Source organism: Pseudomonas sp. LS1212 (assembly GCF_024741815.1).
In the GTDB taxonomy this organism is placed as follows: domain Bacteria; phylum Pseudomonadota; class Gammaproteobacteria; order Pseudomonadales; family Pseudomonadaceae; genus Aquipseudomonas.
The window spans coordinates 181,000-206,241 of record NZ_CP102951.1 but is presented as its reverse complement, the minus strand read 5'-3'; the positions used below and the strand labels follow the sequence as shown (position 1 = coordinate 206,241).

At 57.9% G+C, this 25,242-nt stretch carries 24 protein-coding genes and 1 other RNA gene; 13 read left to right on the top strand and 12 right to left on the bottom strand.

What is annotated here, in order from left to right:
• Nucleotides 1–9: 9 nt before the first annotated feature.
• A complete protein-coding gene (locus NVV94_RS01025; protein WP_258445419.1) occupies nt 10–570 on the bottom strand; it encodes a YecA family protein in 561 nt (186 codons plus the stop codon).
• Between the two features lie 184 nt (nt 571–754).
• Between NVV94_RS01025 and NVV94_RS01020 the strand changes: the two genes are divergently transcribed.
• The 4 genes from NVV94_RS01020 (at nt 755) to NVV94_RS01005 (ending at nt 2,181) form a co-directional block, all read left to right on the top strand.
• Entirely contained in the window at nt 755–964 is a 210-nt protein-coding gene (locus NVV94_RS01020; RefSeq protein ID WP_258445418.1) for a TIGR02449 family protein, read from the top strand.
• Nucleotides 961–1,278, top strand: a complete 318-nt coding sequence (locus tag NVV94_RS01015) for a cell division protein ZapA (protein WP_258445417.1) — start codon at nt 961–963, stop codon at nt 1,276–1,278. The genes NVV94_RS01020 and NVV94_RS01015 overlap by 4 nt, the downstream gene beginning before the upstream one ends.
• A 19-nt stretch (nt 1,279–1,297) precedes the next feature.
• Nucleotides 1,298–1,476, top strand: a non-coding RNA gene (ssrS, locus tag NVV94_RS01010) — 6S RNA.
• Between the two features lie 84 nt (nt 1,477–1,560).
• Nucleotides 1,561–2,181 carry a 5-formyltetrahydrofolate cyclo-ligase gene (locus NVV94_RS01005; protein ID WP_258445416.1) on the top strand — a complete coding sequence of 207 codons (621 nt, stop codon included), beginning with the start codon at nt 1,561–1,563 and terminating at the stop codon, nt 2,179–2,181.
• Nucleotides 2,182–2,200: 19 nt separating this feature from the next.
• Here the strand turns inward: NVV94_RS01005 and NVV94_RS01000 are convergent, their stop codons facing one another.
• The gene (locus NVV94_RS01000; RefSeq protein WP_258445415.1) at nt 2,201–2,341 is read right to left on the bottom strand and encodes a hypothetical protein; all 141 of its coding nucleotides are present in this window, start codon (nt 2,339–2,341) and stop codon (nt 2,201–2,203) included.
• A 196-nt stretch (nt 2,342–2,537) separates the two neighbouring features.
• On the opposite strand from NVV94_RS01000, the gene NVV94_RS00995 reads away from it, so the two are divergent.
• Complete coding sequence (locus NVV94_RS00995) at nt 2,538–2,987, top strand: EVE domain-containing protein (RefSeq protein ID WP_258445414.1); 450 nt, start codon at nt 2,538–2,540, stop codon at nt 2,985–2,987.
• Here the strand turns inward: NVV94_RS00995 and NVV94_RS00990 are convergent, their stop codons facing one another.
• Nucleotides 2,988–3,392 carry a flagellar basal body-associated protein FliL gene (locus tag NVV94_RS00990; protein WP_258445413.1) on the bottom strand — a complete coding sequence of 135 codons (405 nt, stop codon included), beginning with the start codon at nt 3,390–3,392 and terminating at the stop codon, nt 2,988–2,990. It lies immediately after the preceding gene.
• A gap of 167 nt (nt 3,393–3,559) precedes the next feature.
• Between NVV94_RS00990 and NVV94_RS00985 the strand changes: the two genes are divergently transcribed.
• The 7 genes from NVV94_RS00985 (at nt 3,560) to NVV94_RS00955 (ending at nt 12,831) form a co-directional block, all read left to right on the top strand.
• The gene (locus NVV94_RS00985; protein ID WP_258445412.1) at nt 3,560–4,537 is read left to right on the top strand and encodes an NADPH:quinone oxidoreductase family protein; all 978 of its coding nucleotides are present in this window, start codon (nt 3,560–3,562) and stop codon (nt 4,535–4,537) included.
• A gap of 108 nt (nt 4,538–4,645) precedes the next feature.
• The gene (locus NVV94_RS00980; RefSeq protein WP_258445411.1) at nt 4,646–4,930 is read left to right on the top strand and encodes a hypothetical protein; all 285 of its coding nucleotides are present in this window, start codon (nt 4,646–4,648) and stop codon (nt 4,928–4,930) included.
• Between the two features lie 984 nt (nt 4,931–5,914).
• Nucleotides 5,915–8,275, top strand: a complete 2,361-nt coding sequence (locus tag NVV94_RS00975; RefSeq protein WP_258445410.1) for a type VI secretion system tip protein VgrG — start codon at nt 5,915–5,917, stop codon at nt 8,273–8,275.
• Nucleotides 8,272–10,509, top strand: a complete 2,238-nt coding sequence (locus NVV94_RS00970; RefSeq protein ID WP_258445409.1) for a hypothetical protein — start codon at nt 8,272–8,274, stop codon at nt 10,507–10,509. The genes NVV94_RS00975 and NVV94_RS00970 overlap by 4 nt, the downstream gene beginning before the upstream one ends.
• Nucleotides 10,509–11,387, top strand: a complete 879-nt coding sequence (locus NVV94_RS00965; RefSeq protein ID WP_408733443.1) for a tetratricopeptide repeat protein — start codon at nt 10,509–10,511, stop codon at nt 11,385–11,387. Before NVV94_RS00970 ends, NVV94_RS00965 begins: the two co-directional genes overlap by 1 nt.
• 50 nt (nt 11,388–11,437) lie before the next feature.
• Nucleotides 11,438–12,316 (top strand): tetratricopeptide repeat protein, encoded by an 879-nt coding sequence (locus NVV94_RS00960; protein WP_258447589.1) that lies wholly within the window; start codon nt 11,438–11,440, stop codon nt 12,314–12,316.
• 107 nt (nt 12,317–12,423) lie between these two features.
• Entirely contained in the window at nt 12,424–12,831 is a 408-nt protein-coding gene (locus tag NVV94_RS00955; RefSeq protein WP_258445407.1) for a hypothetical protein, read from the top strand.
• A gap of 320 nt (nt 12,832–13,151) precedes the next feature.
• Here NVV94_RS00955 and NVV94_RS00950 read toward each other — a convergent pair whose 3' ends face one another.
• From NVV94_RS00950 to trxA, 7 genes are all read right to left on the bottom strand, one after another.
• The gene (locus NVV94_RS00950; protein WP_258445406.1) at nt 13,152–13,739 is read right to left on the bottom strand and encodes an energy transducer TonB; all 588 of its coding nucleotides are present in this window, start codon (nt 13,737–13,739) and stop codon (nt 13,152–13,154) included.
• 254 nt (nt 13,740–13,993) lie between these two features.
• Nucleotides 13,994–14,491, bottom strand: a complete 498-nt coding sequence (locus NVV94_RS00945) for a hypothetical protein (protein WP_258445405.1) — start codon at nt 14,489–14,491, stop codon at nt 13,994–13,996.
• A 322-nt stretch (nt 14,492–14,813) separates the two neighbouring features.
• Nucleotides 14,814–15,461, bottom strand: coding sequence for a gamma-glutamylcyclotransferase (locus tag NVV94_RS00940; RefSeq protein ID WP_258445404.1), 648 nt, complete (start codon nt 15,459–15,461; stop codon nt 14,814–14,816).
• A 235-nt stretch (nt 15,462–15,696) separates the two neighbouring features.
• Entirely contained in the window at nt 15,697–16,665 is a 969-nt protein-coding gene (locus NVV94_RS00935) for a CDP-6-deoxy-delta-3,4-glucoseen reductase (protein WP_258445403.1), read from the bottom strand.
• On the bottom strand, nt 16,665–18,131 hold the full coding sequence (ubiD, locus tag NVV94_RS00930; RefSeq protein ID WP_258445402.1) for a 4-hydroxy-3-polyprenylbenzoate decarboxylase: 1,467 nt from the start codon (nt 18,129–18,131) through the stop codon (nt 16,665–16,667). The genes NVV94_RS00935 and ubiD overlap by 1 nt, the downstream gene beginning before the upstream one ends.
• Nucleotides 18,132–18,258: 127 nt before the next feature.
• Nucleotides 18,259–19,518 carry a transcription termination factor Rho gene (rho, locus tag NVV94_RS00925; RefSeq protein ID WP_027979976.1) on the bottom strand — a complete coding sequence of 420 codons (1,260 nt, stop codon included), beginning with the start codon at nt 19,516–19,518 and terminating at the stop codon, nt 18,259–18,261.
• Between the two features lie 232 nt (nt 19,519–19,750).
• Nucleotides 19,751–20,080: a thioredoxin TrxA gene (gene trxA / locus NVV94_RS00920; RefSeq protein WP_258445401.1), complete on the bottom strand. Its 330-nt coding sequence runs from the start codon at nt 20,078–20,080 to the stop codon at nt 19,751–19,753.
• Nucleotides 20,081–20,357: 277 nt separating this feature from the next.
• On the opposite strand from trxA, the gene ppx reads away from it, so the two are divergent.
• Entirely contained in the window at nt 20,358–21,860 is a 1,503-nt protein-coding gene (gene ppx, locus NVV94_RS00915) for an exopolyphosphatase (RefSeq protein WP_258445400.1), read from the top strand.
• Here the strand turns inward: ppx and ppk1 are convergent.
• The gene (gene ppk1, locus NVV94_RS00910; protein ID WP_258445399.1) at nt 21,847–24,078 is read right to left on the bottom strand and encodes a polyphosphate kinase 1; all 2,232 of its coding nucleotides are present in this window, start codon (nt 24,076–24,078) and stop codon (nt 21,847–21,849) included. The two genes, ppx and ppk1, sit on opposite strands and share 14 nt — an antisense overlap.
• 19 nt (nt 24,079–24,097) lie before the next feature.
• Entirely contained in the window at nt 24,098–25,108 is a 1,011-nt protein-coding gene (gene hemB, locus NVV94_RS00905; RefSeq protein WP_258445398.1) for a porphobilinogen synthase, read from the bottom strand.
• Between the last annotated feature and the right edge of the window lie 134 nt (nt 25,109–25,242).

Below are 25,242 nucleotides of genomic sequence, written 5' to 3'. Positions count from 1 at the left end.
GTTAGCGCATCAATGCAGGGAAGGTTTCGGTTCTGCAGGCTCTGCACGCTTGGCCTGCTCGGTGAAGAGCAGCAGCGGTGCCACGCGCAGGTATTCCATGACTTCCATATAGTCGCTTTCGCCGTCATCGGACTCTTCGAGGGCATCCTGCACCTGGGAAATGGCGGCGAGGTCCTGCAGCACTTCGTTTGCTTCAGTGCTCAGGGTGCTGCTGTCGCGGACGTTCAGGCCAAAGCCGGTGAGGAAGCCCTGGCACCATTGACCCAGCGCAGCAGCACGCTCGGTGAGTGGTGCATCATCGGATGGCAACAGCAGGACAACAGTCATGTCGTCACCGGAAAGCTCGCCCTTGACCATTTCCTGCAGGCCGATCAAGGCACTGCGAACGTTGTCTTGTGGCTCACTTTCGAGCAATTCTGCGGCGTCTACCAGCCAGTCGTCGACATCGAAGCCAGCGCCGGCGCAACTGCGGCCGAGCAACAGCCCGTGCAGCTCGGCAGGGGAGACAGGGTGACCGCTGCTGGCGAGCAGAGCGGCAAAAGCGGTATACGGCGAGTTCTGAATGGGCATGGGCAACTAGGCGCCAAGCGGCGCAATGACTATTATGAAGACCTTGTATCCTAGCACCGGCAGGCGCGCCAAGACTATCGACGCGGCCAATTCGACATGTTGTGAATGCCGAAATCCCGAGTCTTGAAGGGCCAGCGCAGGATCGGGCCAGCAACCACCAGTCAGATCGAAACGAGTGGAACCAATGCAAGAGACCGAGCTGCAAGCGCTGATGGGCCGACTCGAACTGTTGATTGATAGAGTCGAGCAACTAAAACGGCAAAACGGACTCCTAATAGCTCAGGAAAAGTCCTGGCGCGAGGAGCGCTCACACCTCATAGAAAAAAACGAAATCGCCCGGCGTAAGGTCGAATCGATGATTTCGCGCCTCAAGGCCCTGGAGCAAGACTCATGAGTTCAAGCAATAGCGTCACCGTACAGATCCTCGATAAAGAATATTCGATCATCTGCCCACCGGAAGAACGCAGTAACCTGGTGAGTGCCGCCCGCTACCTCGACGGCAAGATGCGCGAAATACGCAGTAGCGGCAAAGTCGTCGGTGCCGACCGCATCGCGGTGATGGCGGCCTTGAACATCACTCACGACCTGTTGCACAAACAGGTTCAACCCGATGTCCAGGCCAGTGGCTCGACCCGTGAACAGGTTCGCGACCTGCTCGAACGCGTCGATTTGGCGCTGTCGCCAGATCCGGATACAAAATCCAATTAAGTTTCGGGTATACTTGCGCCGCTCCCTGGAGTGCTTGCCAGTCGGTCATGTCCCTGAGCCGATACGCACAACCACGGGGGTTGCACGTTGGGGCCGGTGTGCATGTCCGCTTGACGGAAAGCCTTAACGCCTCCTGCAATCTCCACCTTGAACTTTCGGGTTCAAGGGCTACACCGACAGCGGTTCGTCGGGGAGCCCAGTTTCTTTGCCCCCGCGCCTTCCAGGCGTGGGTTGCTGCGAGTCCGCCCATTGCACGGTGCTCGCCCAAGGATTGACCGCGCCATGACCCAGACCGTGCCGCTCACTCGTCCGCAATTGCGTCGCCTGCTGCGCGACGCCCGTCGCGCCCTCACTCCTGCCGAACAACGCCAGGCCTCTCGCGGTATCTACCGGCAGCTGGCGCAGCATCCCCTGTTCCGCAAAGCCCGCCACATTGCGTTGTACCTGCCCAACGACAGTGAAATCGACCCACGCATGCTCATGCGTGAAGCCCAGCGGCGCGGCAAGACCACCTATCTGCCGGTGCTCAGCGCCTGGCCAAAATCCAAGATGTCCTTCCAGCGCGTCGACCATGGCGAAAAACTGCGGCCCAATCGCTTTCGCATACCCGAACCGCAGATATGCGCTGCCCGGCAACGACAAATCTGGGCACTGGACCTGATCCTGCTGCCGTTAGTGGGTTTCGATGAAGTCGGTGGGCGCCTTGGCATGGGCGGCGGGTTCTATGATCGCAGCCTGGCGTATCAAGGCCGTCGCAAGGCCTGGAAAAAACCGGTCCTGCTGGGCCTGGCGCATGAATGCCAAAAAGTCGAACGGCTGGCGCAAGCCAGCTGGGACGTTCCCCTGCAGGGCACGGTATCGGACAAGGGCTGGTATCTTGCTGCGGCGACGTCACTGAACTGAGTGACATCGCCGCTAAAACTCAGCGTTGCTGCTGTGGCGCCGTCATCTCGATCGGGGCGTCGACCTTACGCTCCCACAAGCTTTGTGCGTAGCCGGTGGTGACCACACCCAAACCGAACAAAACCACCAAAATCCAAAGTAGATCTGGTTTGCGATTCATCGATTGCCCCCCTTCAGGCAAACAAAGCACGATGTCAGCAACGGTTTTCTGATAGGCCGTGCAGCAGCGTCAAGCTTAAAATGCGCGCATTCTCCGACAACACGAAGCGACACGCAAACGTTGACGCCAACCGGCTGTCGGTTTCCATTCAAATCATGAAACCGTTTGTTTCATGCCCAAAAAAGGACCCATTTCAATGGCGTATTGGCTGATGAAATCCGAGCCCGATGAACTCTCGATCAAGGACCTTGCCCGCCTTGGAGAGGCCCGCTGGGATGGCGTGCGCAACTATCAGGCACGCAATTTCATTCGTTCGATGGCGCCTGGCGATGAGTTTTTCTTCTATCACTCCAGTTGCCCCGAGCCCGGCATCGCCGGTATCGCCAGGATCACGGGCCAAGCCTATCCGGACCCGACGGCACTGGACCCTGAAAGCGTCTATTTCGATGCCAAGGCCAGCGCCGAAAAAAATCCCTGGAGCGCAGTGAACGTGGCCCACGTCGAGACCTTCGGCAAAGTGCTTGGCCTCGGCTACCTGAAACAACAGACGGCTCTGGCAGAACTGGCACTAGTGCAAAAAGGCAGCCGGCTTTCCGTGATGCCGGTCAGCGCCGAACAGTGGGCAGCGGTTCTGGCCTTGCGCTGATCACTGCACGATCAGGTTGTTGAACAGCAGGTCCTCGACGACCGGCTTGCCCTCTTCGTCGCTGAGCACCTGCTGGGTCTGCTTCAAGGCCTCCTGACGCAGTTTTTCCTTGGCTTCGACATTGTTCATGCTCTCGACAGTCTGCTGGGCAAACAGTGCAACCAACTGATTGCGGATCAGCGGCTCGTGGTATTTGACGGTTTTCACCGCCTCGTCGCCGGTCACCCGCAATGCCACATCGGCCTTGTAGACCCTTAGCCTGGTGTTGCCATCGAGCGCGTAATTACCCACCAGCGGCGGGTTAAGGGTGACATAGGACACTTTCGGCGCGCCCTCCCCGGCTTCCTCGGCCATGGCCACCACTGGCAGTGACAAGGCCAGCAACATCAAGATCCACGCTTTCACAATTCGCTCCTCATACATTTGGCGCTGGCATGACCAGCCCGTGCTCCGTGACCCAAGCCAAACGCGGTGCCACTGCTTATGTCAGGCCATCAGGCCCGGACATGCTCGTTGACCCGCAGACTCGCCCACCTACACTTATCGGCCATCACCTTCAAAGGAATAGCCCGATGAAAGCAGTGTTGTGCAAAGCGTTTGGTCCAGCCGAAACACTGGCGCTGGAAGAAGTCGCCAGCCCGCAAGCCACGAAGAACGAGATTTTGCTGGATGTGCATGCTGCCGGGGTCAACTTCCCGGACACCCTGATCATCGAAGGCAAGTATCAATTCAAGCCACCCTTCCCCTTCTCGCCAGGTGGTGAAGCCGCCGGCGTGGTCAGTGCAGTGGGAGACAAGGTCACTCACTTGAAGGTTGGCGACCGGGTCATGGCATTGACCGGCTGGGGCAGCTTCGCCGAGCAGATCGCCGTGCCGGGCTACAACGTCCTGCCGATTCCGCCGAACATGGACTTCACCACCGCCGCAGGCTTCAGCATGACCTATGGCACCTCCATGCATGCGCTGAAACAGCGCGGCCAGCTGCAACCGGGCGAAACCCTGCTGGTACTCGGTGCCTCCGGTGGTGTGGGCCTGGCCGCCGTGGAAATCGGCAAGGCCATGGGCGCCCGAGTGATCGCCGCCGCCAGCAGCGCCGAGAAACTCGCCGTGGCCAAGGCCGCCGGCGCCGACGAGCTGATCAACTATAGCGAGACCAACCTCAAGGACGAAATCAAACGCCTCACCGACGGCAACGGCGTGGACGTGATCTACGATCCGGTCGGTGGCGACCTGTTCGACCAGGCCATCCGCTCCATCGCCTGGAACGGCCGCCTGCTGGTGGTCGGCTTCGCCAGCGGGCGCATTCCCGAACTGCCGGTAAACCTGGCACTGCTCAAGGGCGCGGCGGTGATCGGGGTGTTCTGGGGCTCGTTCGCCCAGCGCCAGCCGGCCGACAATGCGGCGAACTTCAAGGAACTGTTCGGCTGGTATGGCGAAGGGAAATTGAAGCCGTTGGTGTCGCAGATGTATCCACTGGAGCGCGCTGGCGAGGCGATTGATGCTCTGGGGCAACGCAAGACCGTGGGCAAGGTGGTCGTGCAGGTGCGTTAAGACTGGCAAGGCATGGCCTGGGCATTTTTGTTAGGTTTTTTCATCCGAGACATTCTGCCGCTTGGGCTTGAGCGGCATTTCAAGATGTGGATGACGGAAAACGATTTTATGCACGCGTCCGCACGTCTCAATCTGCTGATCTACCAGACCGACCAAGGCCACAAGCGCAACTTGAGCTGGCTGCAACGGGTCAAGATCATGCGGCGGTTGTTGAAAGGCGATTTCGGGATGGATGTGCAGTTCGCCATGGCCCCACAGTTCGACCTCAACGATGAACTGGATATCCCAGAGGATATCCTCAAGAATTACCGGCGCGCAGCACGACTACGCGAGTGGGGCTGGGAGCAGATCATGAATGGTGAGGCCTTCCCACCGACCGAACTCATCCTGTAAGCCAGGCTCAGTAGGCTTTGTGAGCGATTTTCGGCTTACTGTTCAAGAGGTACGGGTAAAGGATGCCATCTGGCAGCAGCATGCCAAACACCCGGTAGTAGCTCGGCGACTCCTTCGTCGGAAACTTGAGCGTACCGCATAGCACGTCCATCCGTGGGCAAGTGGATCGCGTAGTTCTTGTCGATTTGCTCCTTGTGCCGGGCATGATGCCAATGGTGATAGCGCGGCAATACCATCACGCAGCTCAACCAGTCACCATCAATGTGCGCCTGGCATATGTCCGTACTGCCTGGCCACCGACTAGAATTACATCGACGCTCAACGCTTTCGGAACAAAGCCTGACAATATGCGCTGCATTAGCTGGTGTGACGATAACACCCTAAAAGCTGCAATATCGTGATGATCAAATGGTAGATAACAAAGCATTCAGGAAATAATAAAAACAGAGTGTTATAAAAATCTTCCACTAGATCGCATGCGCATGATTTTGTATGTAGGAATTTTCTGAAACTTATAATCCCGACTACCAAAGCGCTCGCAACCTAGACACCTCATGACTGGCTCGCTTTGCGCCAAGTGTCGGGCTCGACGCACCAGATATACTGATAAGAACTTTTCTGCAGGGCATAAGCCATGTCGGGCAATGGCTCGAGCAGCTTTCCGCCTAGTCTCGAGCAAATAATTGCTCGAGGTGGTTTGCTTGTTAGCTGTTGAAACAATTTCGTGCGTTTCTTTGGCTTTTCACGATAGCATTGCACCTTGTATTCTGATGCCGAACTTTCATTATCGCTCGCGCGAGTACGGTTCACTATCGAAAACATTGAACAATGATCGCTCGCTTATGTGGTCAAACTTGGCCGACCTGTAGAACTTTCAACTCAGACAACAAGTATGTCCGTGCCTTCACTAGCTTTAATGCTATTTGATACTCCTCGCTGGCCGAGAAATCCCCGGTCGGTGACTTTCCGAAAAAGGAATAGCGGATGTTTGCCTCTACTAATCAATCACAATTTGAGCTGACCATCTTTGGCCGTCAGCATGACTTCAAGGTGCTCGCCTTCTCAGGCCAAGAGACGCTCAATGAGCCATATGCGATCACCGTCGAGCTGGTCAGCGAGCAGCCTGATCTGGATCTGCAATCGCTGTTGCACCAACTGGCGTTTCTGAGTTTTACCCCAGAATCCACCTGGCTACCGGCCGAAGGGATTCACGGGCAGATCTACTCGATTGGCCAACGTGCGCCCGTGGGCCGACTCAGTCGTTACACCCTGGTATTGGTGCCGCATCTGACCTACCTGGCCCACAGCCACAACCAGCGCATTTTTCAGAACAAGACGGTGCCGGACATCATCAGCCAGGTGCTGGATGGCCACAACATCGTCACGGGCGCGCATGCCTACTTCGAGCTGAACCTCGGCCTGTATCCGGCACGTGAGTACTGCGTGCAATACGGCGAGTCGGATCTGCACTTTGTTCAGCGCCTCTGCGAAGAGGAAGGGCTGCATTTTCATTTTCGTCACAGCCGAGACGGTCATACGCTGATCTTCGGCGATGACAATGCGGTGTTTCGTGCACTGGATCGGCCGACACCGTATGTCGATGGCCGGGGCATGGTCGCCGATGGGCCGGCCATCCAGGACTTTACCGTGCGCCTGGCCGTGCGCACCACGGAAGTGGCCCGTCGCGATTACAGCTTTGAAAAGCCCCACGTCACCCTCGGATACGGATCAAAACTGGACTACGGCCAGAAGACGACGGTCTATCCCGACCTGGAGGATTACCGGTATCCCGGCGGTTTCGACAACGCCAAGCGCGGAAACTTTCTGGCGGATCGTAGTCTTGAGCGCCATCGCAGCGATTACCAACTGGCCGAGGGGCAGAGTAATCAACCGACTCTGCGCAGCGGGCATCGCTTTGAACTTAGCGAGCACTCACGTGCGGACTGGAACGACCGTTGGCTGTTGGTGTGTATCAAGCACGAAGGGAAACAACCCCAGGCCCTGGAAGAGCTGATTGGCAGCCAGCCCAAGTCCGCCGATGGCTTCGAGCAGGGGTATCGCAACACCTTCACCGCGATCCCCGCCAAGACGCCCTATCGTCCCCCGCTAGAACACGTCAAGCAAACCATCCACGGCAGTCAGACCGCCAAGGTCACCGGTCCGGCGGGGCAGGAAATCCATTGCGACGAGCATGGCCGGATCAAGGTTCAGTTCCACTGGGACCGCGCGGATAAAAACACCGACCAGAGCAGTTGCTGGTTGCGGGTGGCTTCCGGTTGGGCCGGTCAACGTTACGGAGCGGTCACTATTCCGCGGGGCGGCACGGAAGTGTTGGTCACCTTCCAGGAAGGCGATCCCGATCGGCCGCTGGTCACCGGCTGCCTGCACCATGTGGAACAGCCGGTGCCTTATCCACTGCCGGAACACAAAACCCGCAGCGTGTTTCGCAGTCGCAGCACCCCGCATACCCCCGGTACCAGCGCCTTCAACGAACTGTCGATCGAAGACCGTGCCGGCCAGGAGAAAATCTTTATCCAGGCCGAGCGCGATCTGGAGCAACAGATCAAACGCGACTATCGCCTCACCGTCGGTAACGAGCGCCAGGTCACGGTCAAGGGCAACAGCGGCACGCTGGTCGAAGGCCGCGACAGCCTGACGGTGGACGAAAGCCTGCACTTCACGGTGGGGCAGGAATTCGTCGCCCAGGCCAGTGAGCAGATCCATTTGCAGGCGGGTACCGATCTGATCCTCGATGCCGGTGCCAGCATTACGCTCAAGGCCGGCGGGCACCATATCGTCATCAGCGCCGCGGGCATCTTCAGCAGCACGGAAATCCAATTGGGCGGCGCCCCCATGACCGGGGTTGCCGCCAATCCGTTGTTACCTGCCGCCATCGGGGGCTTGATCGCAGCCAATCCCTTGCTCTCAGGAGCGTCGAATGAACGGCTTGAAGGTAACGGTTCGCCAGCCGGGCCGCCCGCCAGCCACCAGCTGAGCGTGATGGTCAGCCCTCTCCCCGGACTACCAGGCTATGACAATGAACCCTACCGGCTCCTGGCAGACGACGTGATGATTCAACAAGGACTGACCGGGCCGAACGGGCGTGTTGCTTTTGAAGCCGTCCCCGGTGCCCTGTCCTATTCGGTCGAACTGCTCAACGGGCATCACTTCAAAATGACGCTGGACGATAGCCCACTCACGATGAGCCAGGATCAACGCCTGGCTCAACAGGGCTTTCGCACCTATGAGGCATCAAGAGAACAGTACCAGCCCAAGGCGTCAGCGCAGGCTTACCTGACAGATGCTTGGCAGCCGAGTGCAGATAAGGAGGAAACATCCGCATGAAAGACCTCTACAGCCCACAGTCACTCACGGTTGATTCCAGGCAGTCAGGGACTGTTCATCTGACCCTGGATTGGTTTGCGAATGGGGGTTATTTCCCGCCACGCGCAGGGGTGACGATCGAACCTCTGGTGAATGGACAAGCGGCGTTTAGCGCGGTCCATGAGGCGATCGAAAATGCCCAGCAGAGCGTCGACATCATCACCTGGGGGTTCGACCCAGCGATGCGCTTCAAACGACCGGACGGGTTGCGCATTGGTGAACTGCTCGCCGCCAAGGGCGGCAAAGGGGTAAAGGTCAGGGTGCTGGTCTGGCGCAATTTGCTGGCCGCCCTGAAGGAAAACACCACTCCCGGTGCCGGCATTGGTGGCTCTGGCGGCGGCGCCATGGGGTCCGGTATCGGTGGCGGGACGGCAGCCAATAACGAGGTCTTCCGGCTGGACAAGCAGCGCAGGGATAACCTGCACGAAATCGACTTTCTAAAGAGCGCATTGCTACGTTCGGAGCAACGTCCCCCGCAAGGGGAAATGCTGGATCATGCGCCCGATCTTGCCGTCCGCAGGAAAGCTCGCATTGTCCAGTTGGAGGCGGAAAACGCAGATATCGAACGCTTCCTCAATCAGGATGAATCGCAAGGCTACAACCATTTATCCGGCTCCGGCGGCACTCGGCAGGACCCGTGGGGACAGATCTACACGCGTGACTGGTTCAAGTCGGTGCGCAGCGCTCAAATGAAAAACGTCGAGTTTCGGACCCGCGACTTCGCCCAGTTGCCTCAACAGCTGATGGATAGTGATCAGGTTCGCCTGGTTCGTGGACGCATCGATATTCTCATCAAGTTGTTGCGAGCCGAAGGCATCGACGATTTGAGCGTGGGGCAAATGCTGTTGCTGACGCAGTTTGCCAGCCATCACCAGAAAATGGTTCTGATCGACTACGGCAGTGTCAGCGCCAACGCGTTCGTCATGGGCCACAATATGCATCGTAACTACTGGGATACCGATGCTCACCTGTTCGATGACCGCGCCGCCGGGCGCGATCCGGGCTTTGGCCCCTGGCAAGACATCTCCATGCACGTTAAAGGGCCGGTACTCACCGACCTGAGCCAAAACTTCGCCGAAGCCTGGGACCTGGAACAGGTTTGGTACAACCGTTGGTTCTCACCTACCTCTCTGGCGGCTGAACGAAATGCACTGCCGATGCCCCGGGTGGCCACGTGCGGGGCACACAGTGTCGCGCAGATTTGCCGCACCCAACCTCAGGATGACGAGACCTCGATCCTGGAGCACTACCTCAAGGCGATCGGGAATGCCACGGACTACGTCTACATGGAGAACCAGTACTTCCGCTATCCCGACTTTGCCAAGCGGCTGGCCAAGATTGGTCAGGCCCGTAAGAGCCGAGGAGTTCCGGGTGACCTGTATCTGTTTGTGGTCACCAATACCCCAGACTCGTCGACGGCATCGGCCACGACCTACGCCATGCTCCAGGGGTTGGGCCAGGACCAGCTCATGCCCCAGGTACAGCGCGACCTGGCGCACAGTCTGCGAGAACATCAGGAAGAACTTGAGCGGCTGAACGACGACCTGCATCTCGATCCCTTTGTGCGCCGCGGTCAGCTCAACCGTGTTGCGCGTCTGGAAACGAAAATCGCCGAACTGCGAAAACTGGGAGTCACCCCAGAAGTGGAAAAACGCATGGATGGCCTCGACGCGAAAGACATCCCGGAATTGGCGAGTAAAACCAGCGAGGAAGAAAAACCCTATCAACTGACTGACTTGCCAGGTCTTAAGGTGGTGGTCGCTACCTTGGCTACCAGCGATCCAGCGCCCGGCAGCCCACCGCCACAGCGTCTTTCCCCGCAAGCCGAAGCCGCGCTGGGTGCCCCTCCGGCCAAGGCCCATTACAAGCACATCTACGTGCATTCCAAGCTGCTGCTGGTCGACGACGTGTACACGCTGCTCAGCTCCGCCAATATCAATATTCGCAGCATGCACAGCGACAGCGAACTGGGTATTGCTCAGCCCAATCCGACCCTGGCCAAGCCCTTGCGGGAAAAACTGTGGGGGATGCATGCCGGGAAATTACGGAAGGACACTGCAAAAAATTATGAATTCTGGAATGAACAAATGGACGAGAACTGGCGAGCTCAAAATGCAGGAGAGCCATTGGGCTCACACCTGCTGCGTTTCTGGGATGTCACCACGCCCTACAGCCCCGCCTTCACGGTGGACTGATGCGCCTCTTCGGATGTTGCCTACTTATCCTTTCCCTAAGCTTCGGAGGCCCCGCCATGGCCGAGCCCAAACCCTTCATCTGCTCCCATGAAAAAGACCACCTGCCACCGCTCGACGCGGAGGCCGATGCCTGGTACCGCGAGGCTGCGCGTTTGGCGAAGCCGGACACCTTGCAGCCCTGGGATCGCATCGTCGAGTTGTACAGCAAAGCGGTGGAGCGCGATCACTGGAAGGCCATGCATAACCTCGGCGCGCTGTACCGCACCGGCTGGCCGGGCGGCGTGGAAAAAGACACCCAGAAAACCCTGGACCTGTACCAGCGCATGATCGATCTGGGGATCCCCCAAGGTTTCTACAATATGGGTGCGATGATCGGTAACCGCGCGGGGGTTAATAACCCCGCCACCGATGGACTGACCTTTCTCGACAAGGCGGCACGCCTGGGCAACCCGCCGGCGCTGACCGAACTGGGCAAGCTGTATATCTATGTGGCGAAACAAGATGAACTGGGCCTGCGATACACTCGTTGCGCTGCCGAACAAGGCTATGGCCAGGCTAACTATGAGTTGGCGGCCTACTACAAAATAGTGGCCCATAACTTCCCCGTAGCCCTGCGTTACTACCAGATTGCGGTCTCGCAGGGGCATCGCGGTGCAGCCTTGTTAATTGAGGGGGTATTCGAAAAAGACACTCCACCCCATATGGCCATGTGGTACGCCCCCGACGAAGCGCAGCGCAAGCTTTACAGTAGACTTTACGATCAACTCAAGGCCGACCCTGACCTTCGTTTCCCCAATCTGATGAAAGAACATCCGCTGCCCGCGCACCCAACCCAGGGCTACGATGCCGACCGACCGGATTGGCGACCGGAGTTATGAGGGTGATATCCACGGTGTCGACCGCGACCAGCAGCCCTGCGTTGACGGTGATGCGCCTCTTCGGGTGCTGTGTGCTGGTCCTATCTCTGAGCTTCGGAGGCCCCGCCATGGCCGAGCCCAAAGCCTTCATCTGCGTCCATGAAAAAGACCACCTGCCAGCACTCGACGCGGAGGCCGATGCCTGGTATCGCGAGGCCATCCGCCTGGCCAAGCCGGACACCTTGCGGCCCTGGGATCGTATCGTCGAGTTGTACAGCAAAGCGGTGGAGCGCGATCACTGGAGGGCCATGCATAACCTCGGCGCGCTGTACCGCACCGGCTGGCCAGGCGGCGTGGAAAAAGACACCCAGAAAACCCTGGACCTGTACCAGCGCATGATCGATTTGGGGATTCCGCAAGGTTTCTACAATATGGGCGCGATGATCGGTAACCGGGCGGGAGTTAAAAACCCGGCCACTGACGGACTTACCTTCCTCGACAAGGCGGCACGCCTGGGCAACCCGCCGGCGCTGACCGAACTGGGCAAGCTGTATATCTATGTGGCGAAACAAGATGAACTGGGTTTGCAATACACTCGTTGCGCTGCCGAACAAGGCTATGGCCAGGCTAACTATGAGTTGGCGGCCTACTACAAAATAGTGGCCCATAACTTCCCCGTAGCCCTGCGTTACTACCAGATTGCAGTCTCGCAGGGGCATGACGGTGCTGCCTTGTTAATGGAGGGGGTCTTCGACAAAGAGAGTTCTCCGAGTTACGCCATGTGGTACGCCCCTGATGAGGCTCAACACAAGCTTTATCGTGGTATGTACAAGCAACTAGAAGCCGACCCCGATCTTCGCTTTCCCAATCTGATGAAAGAGCATCCGCTGCCAGCGCACCCAACCCAGGGCTACGATGCTGAGCGGCCGGATTGGCGACCGGAGTCGTGAGGACGTGGCAGTAAACACAACGTACGCTTTCTAAATCTCGAATCCAGAAGGCTGGTTGACTCAGAGGTTGTATTTAATTTAGTCAAAGTAAAGGAGTTACATGAACAATGCGCCACGACATAAAATTTATCAGTATATTTGTTATTCTGGAAACGTTTGCCATCATGTTTGTGGGGGTATACGATGTGTTTGATATTATCCTAGCCTCAGTGCTCGGTACGCTGGCTGCGGCCCTCATCAGTAATCGTAAAAAGACAAGGAGGCTTTATTATCGAGGGCAAGCGGAGACTACTTTTCTGTGTTCCGGAATATTGGCCACGCTATTTTCCATAATTTATAATGCGAGTCTCTTCCTGACCCTTATAAGTATCTCTGGATCACCTTTCGACGTGCCGTTCGTGAGTCTTCTAGAAATATTTTTACAATGTTGGGTGGTTGTTTTTTTATCGACTTCATGTGTGATTGCTTTATTCGATTGGCATGTTTTGAAAAAACGGCTCCCTGAGCTGGAATAAGTGTAAGCCACCCATTGGTCTCATCTGTCAGGGTACTCCTTTTAGCTTATCACTCACAAAAACGCTCCCGCCCCGCTTTCTATAGGCTCCCAGGCCGCTTCCAATCCCCTGGTGTGCAAGTGGCGCAACTGCTGTTCAGTGGGAATGCAACTGGGTGTGCAAGTCGAATGCAACTGGGTGTTCAGGTCCGATGCAATTGAGTGTTCAAGTCCGTGCAATTTCGCAGTTCAGAAATGCTCGGACTGCCTCAGCAATACGAAATCGACCGAAAATACAGGTTTTTTGCTACGTTCTCCTGCCGAGACGACTGGCTGTCGGGTCTATGATTTCAAAAAATCGACATAGTCAGACGCTGGGCTTTTCTGACAACTCTCGACAAGCGCAGGCAATTTCGCCTCATCAGTCGCCATTACTCGCTGCCGTTCGTTATAAGAAATACCACCCTGAAAAAACTTATAGTTCGCCTCAACTGTTTTAGGAAAATACATCGCCCATTCCCCGAGCGACGGGCGTGAGTCCGACTGTTGTATCGACTGCAGTTTCTTTAAAAACTCCCCGCAGCTCAACTTCTGGCGACTGGAACTCGACGTCATCGCAGGCCTGCGGAGCCTGGATTGAAAGGCGAATGGCATATCGAAAGACACCGACTCGACATTTACATCACTCAATGGCCATGGTGTAAATCGCCAGCTTTCGATGCGGGCTCTAACCTCAGAGTTAAAAGCGGGATGCGTACCAACAACAATTTGGACATCCCTCACCGAGCCATCGTTATGGATGGTGAACCCAGCCCTGACAACACCATCACGAGCCTGATGACGTAAAACCCGTGGATAATCGGGAAGCGGCATATGCAGGGGTACGATCTTAAAATCAGCCTCGACAACGGAGGCTGTTAACAGCGTCAAACAGGCGACTACACATCGTCTCATTCTCGATACTCGCGATCTGCGGCGATCACCCCGCTGATGTTGGGTCGGTGCCAGTGAGTGAGCGAGAGATGTTAAGGTCCGACTTCGAATAAGCTAAGGGGAACGATTCCCATATAGCTGTGGGCTGAGTCCTATCTGGCGCCTTTGTAGCTATCAGACCTTTGGCAGCGCTTTAACCGCGCTTCGACATTACGACTCGGCATGGCATAACTTCGCAAACACAAAACTGCTTAGTACAACAATCGACGCACATCTCCCGGAAGAAAGTCCGCATAAGCCGACTGAGGAGACTCAATACAGCGCTTGGTCAGCAGAGGTAGCGCCAACTCGAACCTCTCACCAAGTTCAACTCGGCTCAACAGGCCTGCGTTGTCAAATGCATCGCTATTTGATTCACCCGCCCGAATCAGCTTTCGAGTGGCGATAAAACTTGGCACCGGCCTCAAGGAGCGGGTCGGATCCTCATTGCGATGATTGATAATTTCTTTGCCCAGATCACCACAGGTTTTGCTGGCCAAGGCAATCTTCTCGTCCGCCGAGACGGCCTCAAAGTCGAGAGTGAAGATCATTGGCGCAATCACCTCCACTGTAATCGGGTTACCCGAGGTCAAAGACCAACGCTTGAACTGCCAGAAAGCTCCGGCTGTCCGAGCGGCTTCGGCAAATTCTGGCTGACTGCTCTCAAGAACTTCAACTTGTTCGACCCAACCATCGAACCGAACCTTCATGCTAACTCTGACCTGACCCGAAATCCGCGCATACCTGAGCTCTTCGGGGTAGGGAGGTCTCGCCACGTATTTCGGCTCAATCAACGGCAGTCGCTCAGCACATCCCGCTAACAGCAGCAAGCAAGCTGCAAGTATAAATGGCTTCATCCCTTCCCCCAGTCAATAAGCTCCCGGTTTCATTCGCGCAAATATCGGGAAGCAGAAATTTGGAGAGAAAGGTTAATTCGACAAAGAGAACAACTTATGCCAGAAGCCTCCTATTGGCTTGCAAGCCAAATCCTATTCAACTAAACCACACGACTGGCCAAGCCTGTCCATGCAGCTATTCAGAAACCGAATGACAGCGCCTGAACAGTGCCTCAAGGTTGAGATCCGGCATCGCGTGGCTGCGCAGAGCGGTAATCGTCTGTTCAACATACTCACGAGTGGTGCCAGAGCGGCCTTTGGCCTTAGCCAGGACTTGGCTCAATAGCTCATCAGGCACGTTGCCGGCAAAGCTGGGCAGATGCCGTTCCAGCACAAACCCCAGCGCCTGTACCTTGCTGCCATCGTCAAGACGGCAACTCAACCAGTGTGGCCGATATGAGGGATAGGGCATTTCACGTTGCCAGAGCGCCAGCAACGAATCTTCCAGTGTTTCGTCCGGGAGGCGATAGGCGAAACCACTGCAGGAACCACCACGGTCCAGGCCAAACACCAGCCCGGGGCACTCCGGAGTGCCACGATGCTCGTGAGACCACAGATAAAGCCCGCGATGGTAGCCATGCACCCGTGCGCGACGGCGCTCAACGGCCGAGCATTCCGGGCGCCAGATCAACGAACCATAGGCGAACAACCAGACCGGCCCGCCTTTATGCAGGCGCATGGTACGTTCAACGGAGTGAAGCAGTTGCTCATGGGTCAATTGTGGCCCGAAGTCGAGCGACGGTGGATACGCCACATTCAAATATGCAGTTTCGATCGCCGACATGTCAGTCGCCAGGATTCCCCGTGAATTACAGAAGTAATGCACTCTAACCGAATAGAAACTCTCCGCCCTTACCGTACGGCAGGTGAGCCTCAAAAAACAAGCCTTTGCGACTATTGGCGAGGGTTACCGGATTGTGTGCACTCTTATAATCTACAGATCAAATCCAGGTTACATAGCACTTGATTGGAACACCAACCAGAACGGCGCACTGTTGCAGTACGCCTTGTTCCCGAACTTAATTGCGTGGTGCATAAGCGAAGACATCCGCCCGCATTTGATGCGCATCCATGCCCGCCGTGACCAGTGCGTCGAGCGTGGCGTAAATCATTGCCGGTGAGCCGCTGGCGTAGACATGCACCGCGGACAAATCCGTGATGTCCTCACAGACCGCTTCATGCAGCATCCCGCAGCGCCCTTCCCAGCCGCACAGGTCGCTGACGACCTTGTGCAGATGAAGATTGGGCAGCTGCTGCCACTGCTCCCAGTGCTCGATCGGATAGAAGTCTTCCGGGCGTCGTACGCCCCAATACAAATGCACCGGGTACTTGAAGCCCTTGGCCCGGCAATGCTCGATCAAGCTGTGCATCTGCGCCATACCGGTGCCTGCGGCGATCAACACCAGCGGGCCGTCCGGCAACTCGGCCAGGTGCGTATCGCCAAATGGCAGCTGCACCCTGGCCATGCGATTGCGCTGCAGTTGTTCGATCAGGCTCTGTGCACTGGCTTCGCGCACCAGCACGTGCATTTCCAGCTCGCGGCCCGCATGGGGTGCCGAGGCCAGGGAGAATGCCGATTTCTCACCATTTTCGCGCTCGAGCATAAGGTACTGCCCGGCGTGATAGCGCGGGGGTTTACCTGCCGGCGCGCGCAGGCGCACGCGCCAGACATCCCCGCCCAGCTCGACGCACTCGCTCAGCTGGCACGCCATGCTGCGCACCGGGAGCTCGCCCAGGGCCAACACACCATCCCAGAGCACGGTACAGTCCTCCAGCGGCTCGGCGATGCACGTGAACAGTTCGCCTTGCGCACGAACCTCACCATCCTGGCGCACTCGCCCATCGACCAGCAAAGCAGCGCAGATATGGCAATTGCCATTGCGACAACTTTGCGGGCACTCATAGCCCAGACGCTGAGCCGCTTCCAGAATCCGTTCGCCGGGCAACATCTCCAGGACAGCACCGGACGGCTGCAAGGTTACACGCATCAATCTATTCCCAACTGGTTCCAGAGTTCATCGATCCGGCGCGTGACGTTCTCGTCCTTGACGATAACCCGGCCCCACTCACGGGTGGTTTCACCCGGCCACTTGTGCGTCGCATCCAGGCCCATTTTCGAGCCCAGCCCCGAGATCGGCGAAGCGAAATCCAGGTAGTCGATCGGCGTGTTGTCGATCATCACCGTATCGCGCTTGGGGTCCATGCGCGTGGTGATCGCCCAGATAACGTCGTTCCAGTCCCGTGCATTGATGTCGTCGTCGGTCACGATAACGAACTTGGTGTACATGAACTGTCGCAGAAACGACCACACACCGAGCATGACGCGCTTGGCGTGCCCCGGATACTGCTTTTTCATGGTCACTACCGCCATGCGGTAGGAGCAACCTTCGGGCGGCAGGTAGAAATCGGTGATTTCCGGGAACTGCTTTTGCAGGATAGGCACGAACACTTCGTTCAGCGCCACACCGAGAATCGCCGGTTCGTCCGGTGGCCGCCCGGTGTAGGTGCTGTGGTAGATCGGCTTGATCCGGTGCGTGATGCGTTCGACGGTAAAGACCGGGAAGCTGTCGACCTCGTTGTAATAGCCGGTGTGGTCGCCATAAGGCCCTTCAGGGGCCATCTCGCCCGGGTGAATCACCCCTTCGAGCACGATTTCAGCACTGGAGGGCACTTGCAGGTCGTTACCCCGGCATTTGACCAGTTCGGTGCGGTTACCGCGCAACAGCCCGGCAAAGGCGTATTCGGAAAGGCTGTCCGGCACGGGTGTCACCGCGCCCAGAATGGTCGCCGGGTCCGCACCGAGCGCCACAGACACCGGGAAAGGCTGGCCGGGATGCTTCTCGCACCACTCACGGTAATCCAGCGCGCCGCCACGGTGGCTCAACCAGCGCATGATGACTTTGTTGCGGCCGATGACCTGCTGGCGGTAGATGCCCAGGTTCTGCCGGTCCTTGTTCGGGCCCTTGGTGACGGTCAGGCCCCAGGTGATCAGCGGCGCGACATCGCCCGGCCAGCAGGTCTGCACCGGCAACATGCCCAGGTCGACGTCGTCGCCCTCGATGACGACTTCCTGGCACGGGGCATCCTTGACGACCTTCGGCGCCATGGAAATGATCTTCTTGAAGATCGGCAGTTTCGACCAGGCATCCTTGAGGCCCTTGGGTGGCTCGGGCTCTTTCAGGAAGGCCAGCAGCTTGCCGATTTCACGCAGCTCGCTGACCGCTTCGGCACCCATGCCCAGGGCCACGCGCTCGGGAGTGCCGAACAGGTTGCCGAGCACCGGGATATCATGACCCACAGGCTTTTCGAACAGCAGGGCCGGGCCTTTGGCGCGCAAGGTGCGGTCGCAGACTTCGGTCATTTCCAGAACAGGGGATATCGGGATCTGGATGCGCTTGAGTTCGCCGCGCTCTTCCAGGCCGCGGATAAAGTCGCGCAAATCGCGATACTGCATGCGTGAGCCTCGTGTTGGCCGTACCGGTGGGGGGTGCAAAGTGTAGCGCCGAACCCGCCTGGCCAGAATAGAGAATGTTCAGATAGCAAAAAGCCGGGTTTCCCCGGCTTTCGCGACCTTCCTCGATTTACTTGCGTTTCATCGACAGGAAGAACTCATCGTTGGTCTTGGTCTGCTTCAACTTGTCGACCAGGAACTCGATGGCAGCGACTTCATCCATCGGGTGCAGCAGCTTGCGCAGAATCCACATGCGCTGCAGTTCGTCGTCAGCAGTCAGCAACTCTTCACGGCGCGTACCGGAACGGTTGATGTTGATGGCCGGGAAGACGCGCTTTTCAGCGATCTTGCGGTCCAGGGGCAGCTCCATGTTACCGGTGCCCTTGAACTCTTCGTAGATGACTTCATCCATCTTCGAGCCGGTTTCAACCAGCGCGGTGGCGATGATTGTCAGCGAACCGCCTTCTTCGATGTTTCGCGCGGCGCCGAAGAAACGTTTCGGTTTTTCCAGGGCGTGAGCATCGACACCACCGGTCAGCACCTTGCCGGAGCTCGGGATAACAGTGTTGTAGGCACGAGCCAGACGGGTGATGGAGTCAAGCAGGATAACAACATCCTTCTTGTGCTCGACCAGGCGCTTAGCCTTCTCGATCACCATCTCGGCAACCTGTACGTGACGGGTTGGCGGCTCGTCGAAGGTGGAGGCGACCACTTCGCCGCGCACGGTGCGCTGCATTTCGGTCACTTCTTCCGGACGTTCGTCGATCAGCAGCACGATCAGATGAACTTCAGGGTTGTTGCGCGTGATGTTCGACGCGATGTTCTGCAGCATGATGGTCTTGCCCGCTTTCGGCGGAGCAACGATCAGACCGCGCTGACCCTTACCGATCGGAGCGCACAGGTCGATCACACGACCGGTGAGATCTTCGGTGGAGCCGTTGCCGGCTTCCATCTTCATGCGCACGGTCGGGAACAGCGGTGTCAGGTTTTCGAACAGGATCTTGTTCTTCGCGTTTTCTGGACGGTCGAAGTTGATCGTGTCGACTTTCAACAGGGCAAAATACCGCTCGCCTTCTTTTGGCGGGCGAATCTTGCCGACGATGGTGTCGCCGGTACGCAGGTTGAAGCGACGGATCTGGCTCGGGGAAACATAGATGTCGTCCGGGCCGGCCAGGTAGGAAGCGTCAGCCGAACGCAGGAAGCCGAAGCCGTCCTGGAGAATCTCCAGCACGCCATCACCGGAGATTTCCTCGCCGCTTTTTGCATGCTTCTTCAACAGGGAGAAAATCACATCTTGCTTGCGCGAACGGGCCATATTTTCTATGCCCATCTGTTCGGCCATTTCGAGCAGATCGGTAATCGGCTTTTGCTTGAGTTCAGTCAGGTTCATAAGGGAATGACGTAATCATGTTTGGAGGGAGAAATTAAGCTTTTGGCTTAATGAGGCCGCGCCGCAGAGAAGGCGACAGGATCGCGTACTAATTCGAGTAGGAGTGCGTCGGCGACGGCTTGCAGGGGGCACAGGAGAAACCAGTGCGAGGCCGAATGTATCACTTGCAATTTCTGGCGTCTAGTCATACGCCAATGAAAAGCCCCGCTGGGTGCGGGGCTATTTTTCAATCTCAGATGTTGGCGTCCAGGAACGCCGCCAGCTGCGACTTCGACAAGGCACCAACCTTGGTGGCCTCGACGTTGCCGTTCTTGAACAGCATCAGCGTCGGGATACCACGCACGCCGTGCTTGGCCGGGGTTTCCTGGTTTTCGTCGATGTTCAGCTTGGCGACGGTCAGTTTACCCTTGTAAGTCTCGGCGATTTCGTCCAGAACAGGGGCAATCATCTTGCATGGGCCGCACCATTCAGCCCAGTAGTCGACCAGCACAGCGCCCTCGGCCTTGAGTACATCTTGCTCGAAGCTAGCATCAGTAACGTGCTTGATAAGTTCGCTGCTCATGGAAAATCTCCGTGGTCGTAAGCAAAAAAACGTCGCTCATCATAGCTGGCCTGACTGCGTACAGGAAGCCGGGGATGATTGAGTGTAACTATAGTTGTGCATGGATTTGCATATCGAACGCTTTGTCGGAGAGCATCCGGCAATAAGCGATTCCCGTTCGCACTCACCTGGACCGGAGCATCAAACCTGCGCTACATCATGACTTGCAATGCTTCGCGTTGGCGTCAGGGGTGGATCGTGGCACGATGTTACGGTTAACGACCGAGACCTTCTGACCATGCCGCAAAACTCAGCCAAGAATCTTTCCTTGATCGCTGCCATCGACCTGGGCTCCAACAGTTTTCACATGGTCCTTGCGAAGGCCATCCACAGCGAGATCCGCATTCTTGAGCGGCTCGGAGAAAAGGTTCAACTGGCCGCCGGCATCGATGAAGAGCGCAGGCTCAGCGAAGAGTCCATGCAGCGCGGGCTCGATTGCCTCAAGCGTTTCTCCCAGTTGATCAACGGCTTGCCCCTGGGCGCGGTGCGTATCGTCGGTACCAACGCCCTGCGCGAGGCGCGCAACCGCAACGAATTCATCAGCCGTGCCGAGGAAATCCTTGGCCACCCGGTGGAAGTCATCTCCGGTCGTGAGGAAGCTCGCCTGATCTACCTGGGCGTCTCCCACACCCTGGCCGACACCCCCGGCAAGCGCTTGGTAGCCGACATTGGCGGCGGCAGTACCGAATTCATTATTGGCCAGCGCTTCGAACCGCTGCTGCGCGAAAGCCTGCAGATGGGCTGCGTCAGCTATACCCAACGCTACTTCCGCGACGGCAAGATCACTCCGGCCCGCTATGCCCAGGCTTACACGGCGGCGCGCCTGGAAATCATGAGTATCGAAAATGCCCTGCACCGGCTGACCTGGGATGAAGCGATCGGCTCCTCCGGGACCATTCGAGCCATTGGCCTGGCCCTCAAGGCTGGCGGCCAGGGCAGCGGCGAGGTCAACGCTGACGGTTTGGCCTGGCTCAAGCGCAAGCTGTTCAAGCTGGGCGACGTCGACAAAATCGATTTCGAGGGCATCAAGCCCGACCGCCGGGCCATTTTCCCGGCCGGGCTGGCCATCCTGGAGGCCATATTCGATGCTCTGGAATTACAGCGCATGGATCACTGTGAAGGCGCGCTGCGCGAGGGCGTGCTTTATGACCTGCTCGGCCGCCATCACCACGAAGACGTGCGCGAACGCACCCTGAACTCGCTCATGGAGCGTTATCACGTCGATGTGGCCCAAGCGGACCGGGTGGAGCGCAAAGCCCTGCACGCCTTCGACCAGGTCGCTACAGACTGGGAGCTGGATGATGGCATCTGGCGCGAACTCCTCGGCTGGGCGGCGAAGGTGCATGAAGTGGGCCTGGACATCGCCCACTATCAATTCCATAAGCATGGCGCCTACCTGATCGAGCACTCGGATCTTGCCGGTTTTTCACGCGAGGACCAGCTGATGCTCGCGCTGCTGGTGCGCGGACACCGTCGCAATATTCCCAAGGACAGGTTCGCCGATTTCGGCGATGAAGGCGTCAAGCTGATCCGCCTGTGCGTGTTGCTGCGCTTCGCGATCCTGTTCCATCACATTCGCGGTACCCAGCAGATGCCTCAGGTAAAACTGCACGCCAACGGCGATAGCCTCGACGTGGAGTTTCCGGACGGCTGGCTGGAGGAGAACCAACTGACCCAGGCCGACTTCGCGCTGGAAGCGGAGTGGCTGACCCGGGTCGGTTTCGTCCTCAGCGTACGCTGAGGACCGGGAGGCTCAGGCGCTCGAGCAGAGTGGCCTGGGCACTGCGCGGGTTCTGGTTGCCGGTCGGCGTGCTGCGTATGTAGCGGCCGTCCGGCTGCAGGATCCAGGCGTGGGTGTTGTCGCTCAGGTAAACCTCCAACTCCTTCTTCACCCGCAGAATCAACTTCTTCCCTTCGACCGGGAAGCAGGTCTCGACACGCTTGTCGAGGTTGCGCTCCATCCAGTCGGCACTGGACAGGAACATCTGCTCCTCGCCGCCGTTGAGGAAATAGAAGACCCGCGTGTGCTCCAGGAAGCGCCCGATGATCGAGCGCACCTGGATGTTGTGCGAGACCCCGGCAATCCCCGGGCGCAGGCAGCACATGCCGCGCACCACCAGATCGATGCGCACACCGGACTGGCTGGCCTTGTACAGCGCACGGATGATCTTCGGATCGGTCAGCGAGTTGAACTTGGCGATGATGTGCGCCGGCTTGCCTTCGAGGGCGAACTGGGTTTCCCGCGCGATCATGTCGAGCATGCCCTTCTTCAAGGTGAAGGGCGCATGCAGGAGTTTCTTCATGCGCAGGGTCTTGCCCATGCCGATCAACTGGCTGAACAGCTTGCCGACGTCTTCGCACAGGGCATCGTCGGAGGTCAGCAGGCTGTAGTCGGTGTACAGGCGGGCGTTGCCGGCATGGTAGTTACCGGTACCCAGGTGCGCATAGCGGACGATCTCGCCGGCCTCGCGGCGCAGGATCAGCATCATCTTGGCGTGGGTCTTGAACCCGACCACACCGTAGATCACCACCGCACCGGCAGCCTGCAGGCGGCTGGCCAGTTGCAGGTTGGACTCTTCATCGAATCGCGCGCGCAACTCGATCACCGCCGTGACTTCCTTGCCGTTACGCGCGGCATCGACCAGCGCATCGACGATTTCCGAGTTGGCGCCACTGCGGTAAAGGGTCTGGCGTACCGCCAACACATGCGGGTCCTTGGCGGCTTGGCGCAGCAGGTCGACGACCGGGGTGAAGGACTCGAACGGGTGCAGTAGCAGGATGTCCTGCTTGCTGATCACGCTGAAAATATTCTCGCTGTTCTGCAACAGCTTGGGGATCGCCGGGGTGAACGGCGTGTATTGCAACTCCGGATGACTGTCCAGGCCAGTGATGCTGAACAGCCGGGTCAGGTTGACCGGACCATTGACCTGGTACAGCTCGGTTTCGCTCAGGCTGAACTGCTTGAGCAGGTAATCGGACAAATGCTTGGGACAGGTGTCGGCGACTTCCAGGCGCACGGCATCGCCATAGCGGCGCGAGAAAAGCTCGCCGCGCAGTGCCCGCGCCAGGTCTTCAACGTCCTCGGTGTCCACCGCAAGGTCTGCGTTACGGGTCAAGCGGAACTGATAGCAGCCCTTGACCTTCATGCCCTGGAACAGGTCATCGGCATGCGCGTGGATCATCGACGACAAAAATACATAGTTATCGCCTGCACCACAGACATCTTCCGGTACCTTGATGACTCGCGGCAACAAGCGCGGAGCAGGGATGATCGCCAGGCCCGAATCGCGGCCGAAGGCGTCGATCCCTTCCAGCTCGACGATGAAGTTCAGGCTCTTGTTCACCAGCAGCGGGAAGGGGTGCGTCGGGTCGAGGCCGATGGGCGTGATGATTGGCGCGATTTCGTCACGGAAATAACGACGGACCCAGATCTTGAGCTTGGACGTCCAGTTGCGCCGGCGAATGAAGCGGACCTGATGCTTCTCCAGTTCCGGCAACAAAATGTCGTTGAGGATCGCGTATTGGCGATCGACATGGCCGTGCACCAGTTCGCTGATGCGCGCCAGCGCCTGATGCGGCTGCAGGCCGTCAGCGCCGGCCTGCTCACGGGCGAACGTAATCTGCTTCTTCAGGCCCGCTACACGAATTTCGAAGAATTCATCCAGGTTGCTGGAGAAGATCAGCAAAAACTTCAGCCGCTCCAGCAACGGGTAGGACTCATCCAGCGCCTGCTCCAGCACGCGGATATTGAACTGCAGCTGCGAAAGCTCGCGATGGATATACAGACTGCTGTCATCCAGGCTCGGAATGGTTACCGCAGGTGCCATAACCTGGGCTTCCACGACCGGCACAGGGGGCAAGGGCAGGACAAGCTCCATCACCGGCAGCATTTCCACCACTTGCTCAAGCACGGGCTCTGCTTCCTTCAAGGCTACTTCGGTAAGTGCTTCGTTATTCATCTAGCGTTCCTGAAGGGCGTTACTGCCCTCTCATCAGTTGAGCGGCGCGGACGGCAAAATAAGTGAGAATGCCGTCGGCGCCCGCCCGTTTAAAAGCGGTGAGCGATTCGAGGATCACGCCTTCACTCAACCAGCCATTCTGGATGGCGGCCATGTGCATGGCGTATTCACCACTGACCTGATAGACAAAAGTCGGGACCTTGAATTCATCCTTGACCCGACAAAGAATATCCAGATATGGCATGCCTGGCTTGACCATGACCATATCGGCGCCTTCGGACAGGTCGGCTGCCACTTCATGAAGGGCTTCGTTGCTGTTGGCCGGGTCCATTTGATAGGACGCCTTGTTCGCCTTGCCCAGGTTCAGGGCCGAGCCGACCGCATCACGGAACGGGCCGTAGTAGGCACTGGCGTACTTGGCCGAATAGGCCATGATCCGCACGTTGACGTGGCCAGCCAGCTCAAGGGCTTCGCGGATGGCCTGAATCCGCCCGTCCATCATGTCCGAAGGGGCAACCACCTGGGCACCGGCATCGGCATGGGACAGTGCCTGACGCACCAATGCATCGACGGTAATGTCATTCTCGACGTAGCCGTCTTCGTCAAGAATGCCGTCCTGGCCGTGGGTAGTGAACGGGTCGAGGGCCACATCGGTGATCACGCCCAGCTCCGGGAAGCGATCACGCAGGGCGCGGGTCGCACGCTGGGCAATCCCCTCAGGGTTCCAGGCTTCGCTGCCATCGAGCGACTTCTTCTCAGGCGGGGTAACCGGAAACAGCGCCAGTGCCGGGATACCCAACGCTACCCATTGTTCGGCTTCCTGCAGCAACAGGTCGATGCTCAAGCGCTCGACACCTGGCATCGAAGCAATGGTTTCGCGGCGATTTTCACCGTCCAGAACAAAAACCGGCAAGATCAGGTCGTCGACCGTCAGTACATTTTCACGAACCAGACGACGAGAAAAATCATCACGACGATTGCGACGAAGGCGGGTGGCAGGAAACAAACGGTTAGCGGGGGTGAAGCTCACGGCAGACTCCTGAGCCCGCGCGGGCGGGCGAGCGCGACAGTTATAAGCGGCCATTATGACGGTTGAATGACCGCTGTGAACAACCCTGCGACTTGTGGCCGCACCATTGTCTGTGCAGGAAATGTTCACGTCGA

Excerpts from the sequence above, each read along its gene's own strand:
- NVV94_RS00980 (WP_258445411.1), top strand. The coding sequence starts at position 4,646 with ATGCACGCGTCCGCACGTCTCAATCTGCTGATCTACCAGACCGACCAA.
- NVV94_RS00940 (WP_258445404.1), bottom strand. The coding sequence starts at position 15,461 with ATGTCGGCGATCGAAACTGCATATTTGAATGTGGCGTATCCACCGTCG.
- ppk1 (WP_258445399.1), bottom strand. The coding sequence starts at position 24,078 with ATGAATAACGAAGCACTTACCGAAGTAGCCTTGAAGGAAGCAGAGCCC.
- NVV94_RS01020 (WP_258445418.1), top strand. The coding sequence starts at position 755 with ATGCAAGAGACCGAGCTGCAAGCGCTGATGGGCCGACTCGAACTGTTG.
- NVV94_RS01025 (WP_258445419.1), bottom strand. The coding sequence starts at position 570 with ATGCCCATTCAGAACTCGCCGTATACCGCTTTTGCCGCTCTGCTCGCC.
- ppx (WP_258445400.1), top strand. The coding sequence starts at position 20,358 with ATGCCGCAAAACTCAGCCAAGAATCTTTCCTTGATCGCTGCCATCGAC.
- NVV94_RS01000 (WP_258445415.1), bottom strand. The coding sequence starts at position 2,341 with ATGAATCGCAAACCAGATCTACTTTGGATTTTGGTGGTTTTGTTCGGT.
- ubiD (WP_258445402.1), bottom strand. The coding sequence starts at position 18,131 with ATGCAGTATCGCGATTTGCGCGACTTTATCCGCGGCCTGGAAGAGCGC.
- trxA (WP_258445401.1), bottom strand. The coding sequence starts at position 20,080 with ATGAGCAGCGAACTTATCAAGCACGTTACTGATGCTAGCTTCGAGCAA.
- NVV94_RS00995 (WP_258445414.1), top strand. The coding sequence starts at position 2,538 with ATGGCGTATTGGCTGATGAAATCCGAGCCCGATGAACTCTCGATCAAG.
- NVV94_RS00970 (WP_258445409.1), top strand. The coding sequence starts at position 8,272 with ATGAAAGACCTCTACAGCCCACAGTCACTCACGGTTGATTCCAGGCAG.
- NVV94_RS00960 (WP_258447589.1), top strand. The coding sequence starts at position 11,438 with ATGCGCCTCTTCGGGTGCTGTGTGCTGGTCCTATCTCTGAGCTTCGGA.
- NVV94_RS00935 (WP_258445403.1), bottom strand. The coding sequence starts at position 16,665 with ATGCGTGTAACCTTGCAGCCGTCCGGTGCTGTCCTGGAGATGTTGCCC.
- rho (WP_027979976.1), bottom strand. The coding sequence starts at position 19,518 with ATGAACCTGACTGAACTCAAGCAAAAGCCGATTACCGATCTGCTCGAA.
- NVV94_RS00965 (WP_408733443.1), top strand. The coding sequence starts at position 10,509 with ATGCGCCTCTTCGGATGTTGCCTACTTATCCTTTCCCTAAGCTTCGGA.
- NVV94_RS00955 (WP_258445407.1), top strand. The coding sequence starts at position 12,424 with ATGCGCCACGACATAAAATTTATCAGTATATTTGTTATTCTGGAAACG.
- NVV94_RS00975 (WP_258445410.1), top strand. The coding sequence starts at position 5,915 with ATGTTTGCCTCTACTAATCAATCACAATTTGAGCTGACCATCTTTGGC.
- NVV94_RS00985 (WP_258445412.1), top strand. The coding sequence starts at position 3,560 with ATGAAAGCAGTGTTGTGCAAAGCGTTTGGTCCAGCCGAAACACTGGCG.
- NVV94_RS01015 (WP_258445417.1), top strand. The coding sequence starts at position 961 with ATGAGTTCAAGCAATAGCGTCACCGTACAGATCCTCGATAAAGAATAT.
- NVV94_RS01005 (WP_258445416.1), top strand. The coding sequence starts at position 1,561 with ATGACCCAGACCGTGCCGCTCACTCGTCCGCAATTGCGTCGCCTGCTG.
- NVV94_RS00945 (WP_258445405.1), bottom strand. The coding sequence starts at position 14,491 with ATGAAGGTTCGGTTCGATGGTTGGGTCGAACAAGTTGAAGTTCTTGAG.